The organism is Deltaproteobacteria bacterium HGW-Deltaproteobacteria-6 (assembly GCA_002840435.1).
GTDB lineage: Bacteria > Desulfobacterota > Syntrophia > Syntrophales > Smithellaceae > UBA8904.
Window position 1 is genome coordinate 903,614 of record PHAT01000001.1, and the last position, 13,372, is coordinate 916,985.

The 13,372-nt window shown below is 46.0% G+C and carries 13 protein-coding genes; 2 read left to right on the top strand and 11 right to left on the bottom strand.

What is annotated here, in order from left to right; all coding sequences use genetic code 11:
• Window positions 1-3: 3 nt before the first annotated feature.
• From CVU71_04280 to CVU71_04310, 7 genes are all read right to left on the bottom strand, one after another.
• Window positions 4-909, bottom strand: a complete 906-nt coding sequence (locus CVU71_04280; GenBank protein PKN21001.1) for a peptidase M24 — start codon at window positions 907-909, stop codon at window positions 4-6.
• Window positions 910-1,077: 168 nt separating this feature from the next.
• Complete coding sequence (locus CVU71_04285) at window positions 1,078-1,935, bottom strand: hypothetical protein (GenBank protein PKN21002.1); 858 nt, start codon at window positions 1,933-1,935, stop codon at window positions 1,078-1,080.
• Between the two features lie 38 nt (window positions 1,936-1,973).
• The gene (locus CVU71_04290) at window positions 1,974-2,993 is read right to left on the bottom strand and encodes a bifunctional UDP-4-keto-pentose/UDP-xylose synthase (GenBank protein PKN21003.1); all 1,020 of its coding nucleotides are present in this window, start codon (window positions 2,991-2,993) and stop codon (window positions 1,974-1,976) included.
• Complete coding sequence (locus tag CVU71_04295; protein ID PKN21004.1) at window positions 2,990-3,910, bottom strand: formyltransferase; 921 nt, start codon at window positions 3,908-3,910, stop codon at window positions 2,990-2,992. Before CVU71_04295 ends, CVU71_04290 begins: the two co-directional genes overlap by 4 nt.
• Complete coding sequence (locus CVU71_04300) at window positions 3,907-4,854, bottom strand: glycosyltransferase (GenBank protein PKN21005.1); 948 nt, start codon at window positions 4,852-4,854, stop codon at window positions 3,907-3,909. Before CVU71_04300 ends, CVU71_04295 begins: the two co-directional genes overlap by 4 nt.
• On the bottom strand, window positions 4,847-5,992 hold the full coding sequence (locus CVU71_04305; GenBank protein ID PKN21062.1) for a UDP-4-amino-4,6-dideoxy-N-acetyl-beta-L-altrosamine transaminase: 1,146 nt from the start codon (window positions 5,990-5,992) through the stop codon (window positions 4,847-4,849). Before CVU71_04305 ends, CVU71_04300 begins: the two co-directional genes overlap by 8 nt.
• A 26-nt stretch (window positions 5,993-6,018) precedes the next feature.
• A complete protein-coding gene (locus CVU71_04310; protein ID PKN21006.1) occupies window positions 6,019-7,710 on the bottom strand; it encodes a hypothetical protein in 1,692 nt (563 codons plus the stop codon).
• Between the two features lie 164 nt (window positions 7,711-7,874).
• On the opposite strand from CVU71_04310, the gene lptF reads away from it, so the two are divergent.
• Window positions 7,875-9,032 (top strand): LPS export ABC transporter permease LptF, encoded by a 1,158-nt coding sequence (lptF, locus tag CVU71_04315; GenBank protein PKN21007.1) that lies wholly within the window; start codon window positions 7,875-7,877, stop codon window positions 9,030-9,032.
• A 10-nt stretch (window positions 9,033-9,042) separates the two neighbouring features.
• Window positions 9,043-10,122, top strand: a complete 1,080-nt coding sequence (gene lptG / locus CVU71_04320) for an LPS export ABC transporter permease LptG (GenBank protein ID PKN21008.1) — start codon at window positions 9,043-9,045, stop codon at window positions 10,120-10,122.
• 58 nt (window positions 10,123-10,180) lie between these two features.
• Here the strand turns inward: lptG and CVU71_04325 are convergent, their stop codons facing one another.
• From CVU71_04325 to CVU71_04340, 4 genes are all read right to left on the bottom strand, one after another.
• Window positions 10,181-11,605 carry an adenosylhomocysteinase gene (locus CVU71_04325; GenBank protein ID PKN21009.1) on the bottom strand — a complete coding sequence of 475 codons (1,425 nt, stop codon included), beginning with the start codon at window positions 11,603-11,605 and terminating at the stop codon, window positions 10,181-10,183.
• A gap of 156 nt (window positions 11,606-11,761) precedes the next feature.
• Window positions 11,762-12,121 (bottom strand): aspartate 1-decarboxylase, encoded by a 360-nt coding sequence (locus CVU71_04330; protein PKN21010.1) that lies wholly within the window; start codon window positions 12,119-12,121, stop codon window positions 11,762-11,764.
• A gap of 32 nt (window positions 12,122-12,153) precedes the next feature.
• Entirely contained in the window at window positions 12,154-13,011 is an 858-nt protein-coding gene (locus CVU71_04335; protein PKN21063.1) for a pantoate--beta-alanine ligase, read from the bottom strand.
• 201 nt (window positions 13,012-13,212) lie between these two features.
• A partial coding sequence (locus CVU71_04340) for a hypothetical protein (protein ID PKN21011.1) occupies window positions 13,213-13,372 on the bottom strand: 160 nt, incomplete at its 5' end.

The window sequence follows — 13,372 nt, forward strand, 5'->3', positions numbered from 1 at the left end:
TGATTATTTCAAGTATTTTCTTGGATTGACCGGAACATTATTCACATAGACACCGTAATGGAGATGCGTTCCGGTACTCCGACCGGTATCGCCGACATAGCCCAGCACGTCACCCCTTTTAATCCGGAGACCTTGTTTTGCAGCTATCTTTGATAAATGCGCATAACTGGAGGAAACACCGTGCCCATGATCAATTCTCACAATGTGGCCATCATCGGAACGATAGGCAGCCTCAATAACAAGTCCATCAGCCGGAGCGGTGACTTCTTTTCCCATTCTTGTTGCAATGTCCAGACCTTTATGAAACTCGGTTCCCTTCCCGAAAGGATTGTCCCGCAAGCCAAATTCTGAGGTAACCCACCCTCTGACCGGCCACAGAGAAGGCGTAGCAGCCAGAAGAGATTTTTGTTCCCGAAGAAATTTTAAAAGTTCATTAAAGCTTAACTCTCTTTCGTTGGCATCATCATTTAACTGACTGATGCTGTTACGCATGCCGGAAATAAGTTTTTCACGATCCTGATCAATCAACTCTTTTAATCTGATCTGCTCGTTGTTCGAGCCTCCGATACCCAATGGAATTTTTTTATCCCGTCCGACCTGATTTATTGCCAATATTCGTATTTTTTTATCGAATTGTTTAAATTCTTCCATCCGATCGGCAAATTGATCGACCTTTAAGGCTAAATCATTGATCTCCTTTGATTGCTGGGCTGTCTGTTGTCTGAGGCGCGAGAGTTCTGCCCGATCTCTTTTAATGCTGGCGTAATCGTAAATAACATAAGAGGTTAAGAGGACAGCCAGAATGGAACCAACGAAAAGTCCTCGCACCAAATTACTCGAAAGAGAAATCTTTGTCACTGCGCTCTTTCTACGGGGAATAATCATCAGTGTAAAGAAATTATCAGACATCTTCCTCCTCAGGAACCGAAGCTAAAAAAACAAATGTCAGGCCACAAAGTTTCCGATACCTAACATAGAGGAAAATCAAAGTCAAGCATAAGTAGCGGGGTCTCTCATCGCCAATCAACCATTATTTATTAATGAATTTAATATATTATCTTATCAGCGCCCCCTGACTTATATGGCGCAGGGAGAATGCCTGCCCGGCAGCAAATCCATTTTATGCTTTCGTTTGACAAAAAGGTCAAGGTTCAGATCAGCTTTCATTTCTTCCAGCCTCACAATCCTTATCCCCATCGCCAAGCTGTTCTTCAAAAGTCTCCTGAACTTTTCTTCAAAAATTCCACCCTCCACTTCGGCATGAACCGGAAGAACATGATGGCTTGCATCGTTCATTAAACCGCCGATGATGGATACGTCTTTTTGAGGATCAAGCTCTTCAAAACACGGCAGATCGGATGGTATTTCCGGAATATTGAGTTCTTCGTGAATAAAAGGCGTCTTTGCCCGCGTGCAGCTGAGGTATTCAAAATGATAGTTTTGAAGAGTTTTTAAAACGCGATCATCAATCAGCCAGGATGGCGCTCCAAACGCGGTGGGTTTTTTTCCTGTCAACTTTTCAAACCCGCTTATCCCCGATTCAAACCAGCGCTCAATCCATTGTTCTGATTTTTTAGGCAGTTCATCCTGCCAGCGGCGGTGATCCCAGGCATGAAACTGCACCTCATGGCCTTCATGGATGATTTGATGAACGATATCCGGGAAGGACAATGCAATCATCGGCGCAGGCAACAGCGTGCCGTACAAAGCGGTTTTCCATCCATAAAGACTGGCGGCTTTTGTTCGCAGCATTTTTTTCAGGAAAAGCGGATTTTTAATAAGCTGTAGCGCGGCGCGCCCCGAGTTATCAGGTCCGATGCTTAAGAAAAAAGTCCCCTTGACGTGGAAATCTTTTAATACCTGCAAAAGACGGGGAACGCCATTTTTCATACCCCAATAGGTATCTACATCAATTTTTAGCCCGAGCATTCCCATAAGATATTCCGTTTGAAGCAGCGAAAAAGGCCCTGCTTTTATTTTTCTTCCAAAAACGAATTAAGCGTCAGCCGCATGGATTCCTTCAAGTCGACTTTCGGTTCCCATTGAAGAAGATTTCTGGCCTTCTCGATGCTTGGCTTGCGTGTATAAATATCCTGATAACCTTTTCCGTAGAAAGTGTCGGCGGGGACTTCAACAATATCGGAATAGGTCGAATCATTTTTATGGTCGGGATGCTCTTTGAATAATTGTTTGAGAATATCCGCCAGTTCCTTTACCGAACACTCATTGTAGGGATTGCCGATATTGATGATTTGATTTTTACAGACATCATTTTTGTTTTCCAGAATTTTCATGAGTGCTGCAATACCGTCATCTACATAAGTAAAGCAGCGTTTCTGCTGACCGCCGTCGACCAGATTAATCGGTCGCTTCAGGAGTAATTCGGCGATAAATTGGGTGACGACGCGGGAACTTCCTTCTTTGGCCGTATCCAGAGAATCCAGTTTGGGTCCGATCCAGTTGAACGGTCGAAAAAGCGTGAATTCAAGATGGCCCCGCGTGCCGTATCCGTAAATAACACGATCCAGCAATTGCTTGCAGCAGGAGTAAATCCAGCGTTCTTTGGCAATGGGTCCCACCACCAGATAGCTTTCGTCTTCCTTGAATTCCGGATCGGTGCAAGCCCCATAGACTTCCGACGTGGAGGGAAATACAACACGCTTATGATACTTTACGCATTGTTTGATAATGTTGATATTCATTTCAAAATCCAGGTTGTAAACGCCGATCGGATCTTCCACATAAGCTTTCGGCGTGGCGATAGCCACCAAAGGCATGATCACATCACATTTTTTGATATGATATTCGATCCACTCCTTGTTGATGGAAATATCGCCTTCCAGGAAATTGAAACGCGGATTATTCAGCGCAGCGCCAATCCGCTCCGTGCCCAAATCCATTCCGAATACCTGCCAATCGGGCCTTTCGGCCAGTATTCTGTTAACCAGATGGTGTCCGATAAAACCGTTTACGCCCAGTATTAATATCTTCATTTAAGTTTAATCACCTTTCTCGTTTTAAAGTATTCACAAATCTGCGATTCAATCATTCTTTTTCCGGATATTTCAACATCCAAAAGCCTTATAGCATCAATGCCTGTTTTCACAAGAACATCCTGTCCTGATATTTCAACATCGCCCGGCTCGTTTCCAAAGGATAATGCCGCGGGCTCCGCCCGCCAGACAATAATCTTTTCATCATTTTCCAGCAGGGAAAACGCCCCCGGGTAAGGGTTTGTCACCGCGCGGATCAGATTGTAAATCTCGACCGCTGATTTCGTCCAGTCGATGCGGCCGTCCTCCGGACGCCTGCCGCCGTAATAACTTCCCCGTGTCAAATCCTGTTTGCGGCTCGGGATTTGACCGGTTTTAATCACCGGCAGCAAATTATTCAAAAGCTGTCCTGCCGCCGCACAGAGTTTATCATACAGCGTCCGTGCGGTATCCTGAAAATCGATGTTGACTTCCTGCTGCCCGACGATATCACCGGCATCAGGCTTGTCAACCATGAAATGGAGCGTTACCCCCGTCTGATGCTCACCTTTAACCAGCACCCAGTTTACCGGACACCTCCCACGGTATGCAGGAAGGAGCGATCCATGAAGATTCATGGCACCCAGACGTGGAATATCGAGAATGGCCCGGCCGATCATTTTCCGGTAATATACAGAAAAAATGACGTCCGGTTTCAGGGATGCTATTTTATCTACCCACTCCGGCGAATTGATACTTTCCGTAGTATAACAGGGAATATCATGTTTCAGCGCCCAGTCCTTCACGGAACCGAACCAGCAGTTTTCCTGAGGATCGTCTTCATGGGTAAAAATAGCGGCAATTTCAAAATCATGCTGAAACAGGGCATCAAGTCCCGCAATTCCCATATTGTGATAGGCTAAAACAACTGCTTTCATGCGTCCTCTTTGGCCTGATAAATATTTTCAATGACAAATTCAGGTCTCTTACGGACTTCGCGGTAAATTCTGCCGATATATTCTCCGATGACACCCAGAGCAAAAAACTGCAAACCGACAAAGACAAACAAAATAGCAAATAGCGTAAAGATACCTTCAGCCGCCCAGCGGGCGCCGTAAACCAGACGGGCTACAGCCAGTACGGCACCAAAGCACACCCCCAGCAAGGACATGAAAATGCCGCCGTACATAATCAATTTCATCGGCAAATCCGAAAAAGACGCCACTAAATCGAACTGGAGGTTAATAAGCTTTCTCAAAGGATAATTGGATTTACCGCCGAACCGCTCCTCATGGGCCACTTCAATTTCCGTCACGCGTTTGGCAAAAACAGTCGCCAATGCCGGAATAAAAGTCGCCTGTTCATGGCAGGCGATCATCCGTTCAACCACGGGACGGCTATAGGCCCGCAACATGCATCCCCAGTCCCGCATACTGACACGGGTTATTTTTCTCGCGACCATATTGACAATTTTTGACGGGAATATTCTCAGGAAAGAATCCTTGCGCCCCTTTCTGATGGTGCCGACAACATCATAGCTCCCCTGCTCCATCACGGAAACCAGGTTCGGTATCTCTTCCGGAGGATTCTGCAAATCCGCATCCATCGTTACAATGATATCGCCGCGCACCACAGAAAATCCCGCCATAATGGCCGCATGCTGTCCATAATTCCTGGTCAGTTCCACAACCCTCACAAAAGGATTCGACGCATATTCCTTCAGAAGCGCAAGCGAATTGTCACGGCTTCCGTCGTCAATCAGGATAATCTCGAAGCTTTTTCCCAGATTCTTCATAACAGGCATCAGTCTGCCCATCAAGGCCGCCAGATTTGCCTCTTCGTTATAAACCGGTATAACAATCGAAATCTGAACCTTAGACATTTTTCAAAATCTCCTTTATTGCCGCGCAAACATATCGGACATCATCTTCCGTCATATCCGGAAATAAAGGCAAAGATATTATTTTATCCGCCGCCCGGCTTGTTTCGGGAAGCGACTCGGCCCTTACACCGTATCTTGTCTTCACGTAGGACAACTCATGCGCCGGAGTAAAGTGCAGGCCGTAGCCGATATTATAATCCGCCAGCTTCTGCATAAACGCATCCCGGGAAAAATCTTTTATTTTAATGATGAACAAATGCCAGGCATGGATATGATCGTACGGCGGCGCTTCCGGCAAATCCAGTCCGTTTAATCCCTGCAGGCCCTCAAGATAAAGCCGGGCTAATGCTTGACGGCGCGCATTAAATTCCTGCCATCGTTCTAGCTGCGCCAACCCGAGCGCTGCCAGCAGATCCGGCATATTATACTTGTAGCCCGGTTCCATAATGTCATAGGAGGGATCACCGCCTTTGCCATACCTTTTCCAAGCGTCTCTTTCTATTCCATGAAATCTCATCAGACGCAATTTTTTTTCTAAATCAGCATCACTGAGCGTAATCATCCCACCCTCGCCGGTTGTTATGTTTTTGATCGGATGAAAAGAAAAGATAGCGGCATGGCCGAAACCGCCGGCATGAATTCCCTTATAATAAGTCCCCACCGCATGAGCCGCGTCTTCGACAACCGTCAAATCGTGTTTGCGGGCAAGATGATTGATTTTATCCATATCCGCAGGAGCCCCGGCAAAATGAACCGGAATAATCGCTTTCGTTTTTGCTGATATTTTTTCTTCAATCAAATCACAATTGATATTGAGCGTATCGTATTCAACATCGACAAATACGGGTTTTGCCTGACGCAACGCTATCATATTGACGGTTGAGGCAAACGTCATGGACGGTGTGATGACTTCATCGCCCTGCTGCAGATTGAGAGCCGCCAGCATTAAATGCATACCGGCCGTAGCCGAGTTCAGTGTGACAGCCTGTTTGGCCCCGGTCAGCCCGCAGAACTTATCTTCAAATTCCTTACAAAGAGCGCCGGTGGTGATCCAGCCTGATTTCAGGCAGGCCACAACGCGGTTAATCTCAGAGTCACCAATGGACGGGCGGCTGAAAGGTAAAAAATCCTTCCGAATATTCATGGATCACTCATCCTTTAAAATTAATTTCTTATCCGTAAAATGTAAAACTCGCCATTTTCCCAGAGAATATCAACCTTCCAGGGCTTAGCCTGCAGTTCTTTGAGCAGGTTCGGACGCTGCGCAAGGCAGTAGATTTCTTTTTCCTGCTCGATTTTTTCATAGAAATCATGAACCGACAAGAAATATTTCTTTCTTTCCTCTGACGGCATTTTTGCAATGCCGTCACTCAACTCGCCAAAGTCTTCTATAATGGGCGTTCGAATCTTATTATAAAAATCAATCCCGTAATAATTAACCCGATACTGATAAAAGAGCTGACCCGGCGGAACATGTCTGGCAATTTCATCTCTGATGACCTGCGTACTGCGATAGGGTGAAAGAAAATCATTGAGCAGAAAAATGATGCTCGCCAAAAGTAAACAACAGAGCAGATAGACCGTTAAAAACCAGCCGCGGCGGTACTTGCGGGCAATCCAATCCGGAAGAAAAATCATCAGGACCACCGCTGACAGCGCCGGTATCATATAAAGCCACCAATAACCCGACGTCATAATGACCAGTCCCCGGTCAGGATCAGCATACCGCTTCAATACGGGCACCCCGAAAAGAGCGATCATGATGATCAGCGACTGAGTGAAAACCATCAGGCGATAGAATATCTTTTTATTGCCGGATGGCTCCGGCAATTCTTCTTCATAGTTGCGGAACAGGCCGCCGGCAAAAAGAGCCACCGGCATGAAAACGGGAATAATATAAGTTATAAGTTTTGAAGACGAAACGGAATAAAAGATAAAAATAAATAAAAACCACACGACTAATAATTTATTTTCATCCTTGCGATACAGCCACTCCGGAATTGCCTTGCGACGCCACGCCCGAATCAAGTACACGGACCAGGGAATCGTTCCGGCAATAATAATCGGCAAAAAGTAATAAAAGGGTTCCGTCTTGCCGTGCATTTGCGTTGTGAAGCGCAGGAAGTGCTCGCGCACGAAGAAAAACCAGAGGAAGTCCGCATTCTCTTTTTGCGCCAGATAAAGCCACGGACAAGCAACGGCCAGAAAGATCAGGATTCCCACAGGCGAAATCAGCTGCAATATTTGCCGCCACCTCCCGGCCCAGACGAGCCAGATCACCAATACGGCAAATGGAAAAACAACGCCGATAATCCCCTTTGTTAAAAAAGCCAGAGCGCAGGTAAAATAAAAAAAGTAGTACAGATATGGTTTCTTTTCCGAAGTTAAAGACAGGTAGCCCAGCCAGATGGACAGACATAAAAAGAAGGTTAAAGGCACATCCAGTATATTGAGCCGCCCCAGGATGAAAGGCAGGACGGATATGGTAAAAACAGCCGCCGCGTAAAGGCCGGCTTTTTCATCGCGAAAATGTCGCCCGATGAAAAAAGTCAGCAGGATACAGCCCCAGGCGCAAAGTCCCGTAAATAATCGCGCCGAAAAATCGTTTTCGCCCAGCATTCGAAAAGATAATGCCGTCATCCAATAAGCCAGCGGCGGTTTTTCCAGGTAAATGGTATTTTTGATGTGAGGCGTAACATAGTTGCCTGTTTGATTCATCGCGCTGGGAATTAAACTGTAGCGTGCTTCATCAGGTTCCATCAGCGGCATGACGCCCAGAAGCGCGATGTAAAGGATGAAAGGAATAATATAAAGAACGACGGCCTTTTTCATGATGTGTTCAATTCCCTTTTTCAATACGCAAGTTCTTTAAAATGAGACAGGAATATAGGCAAAATGCATTCAACTGTCAACAAAACAATACACGCCGGCCGGTAAAAACCTATTTCCTGAAGCCGTCATGTTTTGCTTGTGCAAAATCATCGATACATGCTAGTTTTTAAAAAATTTTTGATGACGATATGAATAAAATTATCAACCGTTACATATTTCGGGAAATCGCTTTCCCGTTTATCATTATCCTCTTTGTCTTGACATTTGTCCTGCTGATGGGGAAAATTCTTCAGATTATGGATCTGATGGTCAATAAAGGGATCAATGTTCTGGACATCGGCCATCTGATCCTCCTGATCATGCCCAGTTTTATGCTGTTTACGATTCCCATCGCGCTTTTAGTCTCCATTCTCGTCGCGATGGGCAGATTTTCCGCAGACAACGAAATTACGGCTCTCAAGTCGTCAGGCGTCAGTTTAATCCAGATGTATTTTCCCGTGGCCATTACCTCTTTGCTGGCTTTCGTTTGCGCCATTATCATTGGAAATCTTTTTGTGCCTCAGTCTAATTTTGCCACCAAGAAACTTCTTTTCGAACTGGCCTCACAAAACGCCAGCATTGGAATCAAGGAAAAGGTATTTAACGCGGATTTTAAAGACCTTCTTTTGTACGCCGATAAAATTCCGGCGGACGGCGGATACATGAAGGGCGTCATCATCTCGGACAACCGCGTTATCGGCGAACAAAATACGATCCTGGCTGATAAAGCTTTCCTGGTTGCCGATTCGAAATTGATGATCGTTAAGCTGCGGATGGAGAATGGCTCGATTCATACCGTAACGCCCGATTTCAAAAACTACCGGAAAGTTGATTTTAAAATCTACGACATCAACCTTGATCTATCCACAACGCTGTCTACTTTCACCGATGAAAAAAAGTCGAGCACGGACATGACCATGACGGAGCTCCTGGAACGGATGAAAAAGCCGGGACTGGATGATGCGACCATTCGTGAACTGGCTATCGAAGTGCACAAAAAATTTTCCATTCCTTTATCCTGTATTTTCTTCGGATTGCTGGCCCTGCCTTTGGGCATCACCAGCCACCGTGCCGTTAAATCCCGCGGTTTTGCAGTTGGCGTTATGATTGTCGCCGGTTATTACCTTTTACGTATCGGCGGCGAAGCGCTGGTGGAAACCGGCCGGCTCTCTCCAGTCATTGGCGTCTGGACACCGAACGTTATTTTTGCCTTGCTGGGTATTTATCTTTTTTATATGGCCAATCGAGAGATTTCTCTTGTCCACATCGCCTACGATCATTTTTGGCGCAACAAGTTGAAAAGTTGAGGACAAACCTTTGAAGCTGCTTGACAAATATATTCTCAGAGAATTTTTCAGATTTTTCCTCATAACCTGTATCACTTTCATCACACTTTATCTGATTATTGATTTTTTTGAAAAATTTCGGATGTTTATGAGCAACAAAGCAACGGCTGTGCAAATGGCGTCTTATTTTTTATATTCTATTCCTTTCATCATTTCGATGACCCTGCCGGTGGCAATTCTGCTGGCGACGCTGCTGACTTATAGCTTCTTATCCAAGTTCAGTGAAATCACGGCCATGAAAGCCAACGGCATCAGCCTTTACCGCATCGCTCTTCCCGTTTTAGCCGTGACGGCGATTGTATCCGTTTTTTTATTCTTTTTTACTGAACTGGCTACGCCGGCCTCCATCCAGAAGACCGAACATATTATCAAAGTTGATGTGCAGAAGCAGAAGACTCTGGGAGTTTTCAAACAAAATGAAATCTGGTACCGGGGCCATAACGCTATTTACAATTTTAAAATGTTTGACGTGGACAAGAATATTTTACGCGGCATTACTATCAATCAGTTGAATCCCGATTTCACGCTGAATACACGCATTGATGCCGAAAGAGCGGAATGGAAAAATAATCAATGGGTGTTCTTTAATCTTCTGATCGCTACTTTTAATCAAACCAATGTGCCATCCCTGCAATGGGCTAAAGAGAAAGTCATTGCTATCCCGGAACAACCGAACGATTTTAAAATTATTCAGAAGGACGCGGAAAGGATGGGTTATTTTGAGTTAAAGCGATATGTGAACAAAATACGGGCGGAAGGATATGATGTGTCCGGATACCTTGTCGATTTGAACGGGAAAATTGCCTTTCCGTTCGTTTGCCTGATCCTTGTTTTTATCGGCATGCCCTTTTCCGTTCGTTCGGAACGAAGCGGCGGCCTCATGCAGAGCTTGGCTATGGGCATATTTATAGGATTTTCTTACTGGATTGTCCATGCATTCAGCATGTCGCTGGGAAGGTCGGGAGCCCTGCCCGCTTTTGTGGCAGCCTGGGCTTCCAACATCCTTTTTGGCGGCCTGGCTGCGTATCTGTTCTATCGCATGAGAACTTGATGGCTCATATCAGGGCATCCCCGGAAGCGGGGATGTCCTGATATGAATAAGAAAATATTTAGTATCTGTAATATTCCGGCTTATATGGACCATCCACCGGCACGCCCAGATATTCGGCCTGCTTTTTCGTCAGCCTGGAAACTTTGGCATCCAGTCTGCCCAGGTGCAGCAGGGCAACTTCTTCGTCCAGCTTCTTGGGCAAGGTATAAACGCCAACCTCATATTTTTTAGTGGCTAATTCAATCTGCGCCAGTGTCTGATTGGTGAAACTGTTGCTCATGACAAAGCTCGGATGACCGGTCGCACAACCTAGATTGACCAGACGCCCCTCAGCCAGAATGAGAATCGAACGCCCTGATTTCAACGTCCACTTATCCACCTGCGGTTTGATGTTCTCTTTACGGCAGACCTTGCTTGTCTCGAGATAATGCATATCGATTTCGCTGTCGAAATGACCGATGTTGCAGACGATAGCTTCATCCTTCATCATTTCCATGTGCTTGCCTGTAATGACGTCGCAGCAGCCGGTTGCCGTCACGAATATATCCGCCATTGGCGCAACCTCTTCAAGCGTTTTCACTTCATAACCTTCCATCGCCGCCTGCAGAGCGCAGATGGGATCAATTTCCGTCACCACGACGCGGGCGCCGAATCCCCGCATGGACTGTGCGCTGCCCTTTCCGACATCGCCGTAACCGCAGACCACAACCATTTTACCGGCCATCATAACATCCGTCGCCCTTTTGATACCGTCCGCCAGCGATTCACGGCAGCCGTATAAATTATCAAATTTTGATTTTGTGACGGAGTCGTTTACGTTGATGGCCGGAAATAAGAGTTCGCCTGACGCCTGCATCTGATAGAGGCGATGGACGCCGGTGGTTGTTTCTTCCGACACGCCCCGGATTCCGGCGGCAACTTTCTGCCATCGTTTGGGATTCTTTTTATACGCTTGTTCCAGACGTGAAACAATGATTGCAAATTCCTTGTTGTCGATCTTTTGTTTGAGCAATTGAGGGTTTTTTTCTATTTTAACGCCATGGTGAATAAACAAGGTTGCATCGCCGCCGTCATCCACAATCAAATCAGGTCCGGAACCGTCCGGCCAGGTTAAGGCCTGTTCCGTACACCACCAGTATTCCTCCAGGGTCTCGCCTTTCCACGCGAATACTTTCGCCGATCCGGCTTTCGCGATGGCTGCCGCCGCGTGATCCTGTGTGGAAAAAATATTGCAGGACGCCCAGCGGAGATCAGCACCCAATTCCTTCAGCGTCTCAATCAGCATGGCCGTTTGAATCGTCATATGCAGACTGCCCATGATTTTCAAACCCTTCAGAGGTTTCCTGCGTCCGTATTTCTTGCGCACCGCCATCAGACCGGGCATTTCATTTTCCGCCAGATCCATCTCTTTTCTCCCCCAGGCAGCCAGAGATAAATCCGCAACTTTATATTTCAGATTTTTATCGATTTCCTGAAAAGCCATATATCCTCCATCCCCTTAAAACTTGTTTATTTATTACCGGGTACCGATAGCATACCTCAAAGTTGAGCTCAACAACTTTATGATTAATTTCCGGAAAATAAAAAAGCACCCCCTTCTTAAGAAGCAGTGAGTGCTTTTATTCTGATTTGATTAAATTTATTTGGAAACCTTTTTGATTTTGTTTTTAGCATTCACCATAACGCATTTGGGTTTCCAGTTCCGGCATTCGGCGTCTTCAACCATTACGAAAGTGGCAATAATAATCAGATCTCCCTTTGCCACCATGCGTGCCGCCGCGCCGTTTAAGCAAATCGTTCCCGAATTACGTTTCCCTTTAATAATGTACGTGGAAAACCGGGCGCCATTATCAATATCGTAAATTTCCACTTTTTCATACTGTGCCATATTGGCTTCTTCCAGAAGTTTTTCATCAATGGAAATGCTGCCCTCATAATGTAAATCCGCGTCCGTTACAGTTGCACGATGGATTTTTGATTTCATCATAAATCTTTGCATGGCTGTTGGTGTTCTCCTGTCGTTATAATCTATTACGCTTTAAGCTCTTCACCCAAAACGGAATTGTCGATCAATCTGGTTTTTCCCACTTTTACGGCTAAGGCCATAACGACCTCCCCTTTGATTTCATTCACGTCCTCCAGAGTGGCCGTATCGCATATTTTTATGTAATCGATGTCGGTAAAATCAGCGCTTTTAATGAGTTTTTCCGCCTGACTGATCATCACCGCCGCATTTCGTTCGCCGCCGGCATACAGCTTTTGCGCCAGTTTCAACGCACCGACAAGCGAAAGCGCCGATGACCGTTCCTCCTGACTCAGGTAAACGTTACGCGAACTCATTGCCAGGCCGTCCGGCTCTCTGAACGTGGGTAAACCGATGATTTCCAGATCCATGTTCAAATCGGCAACCATTCTTTTGATCGCCGCCAGCTGCTGAAAATCCTTCCTGCCAAAAATGGCGCTGTGCGGTTTAACAATATTAAATAATTTGCAGCAGATCGTCGTGACACCGCGAAAATGCCCCGGGCGGGACATGCCGCACAGATTTTTTGTTACCTGCTCCACATCGACATAGGTTTGATAGGCGTTGGGATACATTTCCTGATTCGACGGGAAAAATATAACATCAACGCCGACGCTCTGCGCCATTTGGACATCCCGATCAAAATCCCGCGGGTATTTGGAAAAATCTTCTTTGGGTCCGAACTGGGTAGGATTGACATAGATACTGACAACAACATGATCCGCCGTTTTGCGGGCTTCCCTCATCAGCGACAGATGCCCCTCATGAAAATAGCCCATGGTCGGAACAAAAGATATTTTCTGACCGGAAAGCCTTAAACTTTCGCAGTGAGACTGCATTTCTTTGATGGATTCTGTGACTCTCATTTTTTCCATAAAAAAAGCCTCCTGTCGCAAGACGAGAGGCTTAAGGTTCTTTTTAAGTTTTCCTTCCGTCCCAGTCCTTTCGGATCCAAGCGTGGGACGAATCTACCAGCAGCCGTCAACTTTGTCAAGAAAAAAGTCCCCTCAAGATTTCCGCCTTGAGGGGACCCATTATATAGACAGATCATGTTTTTTGCGTAGCGGCTATAACTCCTTCATTCTTTGCTTCGCTTCCTGATAGAGTCTCATGACACAGATGAAGATCGCCAGAAAGAACAAACCGAACATGAAGTTTGGCGCGGTGCCCAGATACGCATCAAGCTTGTACCCCAGCCAGAGGAACAGGAAGGAGGCAATCACCATC

Coding starts and splice junctions, on each gene's coding strand:
- CVU71_04300 (PKN21005.1), bottom strand. CDS start 4,854: ATGTCTAAGGTTCAGATTTCGATTGTTATACCGGTTTATAACGAAGAG.
- CVU71_04335 (PKN21063.1), bottom strand. CDS start 13,011: ATGAGAGTCACAGAATCCATCAAAGAAATGCAGTCTCACTGCGAAAGT.
- CVU71_04325 (PKN21009.1), bottom strand. CDS start 11,605: ATGGCTTTTCAGGAAATCGATAAAAATCTGAAATATAAAGTTGCGGAT.
- lptF (PKN21007.1), top strand. CDS start 7,875: ATGAATAAAATTATCAACCGTTACATATTTCGGGAAATCGCTTTCCCG.
- CVU71_04285 (PKN21002.1), bottom strand. CDS start 1,935: ATGGGAATGCTCGGGCTAAAAATTGATGTAGATACCTATTGGGGTATG.
- CVU71_04290 (PKN21003.1), bottom strand. CDS start 2,993: ATGAAGATATTAATACTGGGCGTAAACGGTTTTATCGGACACCATCTG.
- CVU71_04280 (PKN21001.1), bottom strand. CDS start 909: ATGTCTGATAATTTCTTTACACTGATGATTATTCCCCGTAGAAAGAGC.
- CVU71_04330 (PKN21010.1), bottom strand. CDS start 12,121: ATGCAAAGATTTATGATGAAATCAAAAATCCATCGTGCAACTGTAACG.
- CVU71_04295 (PKN21004.1), bottom strand. CDS start 3,910: ATGAAAGCAGTTGTTTTAGCCTATCACAATATGGGAATTGCGGGACTT.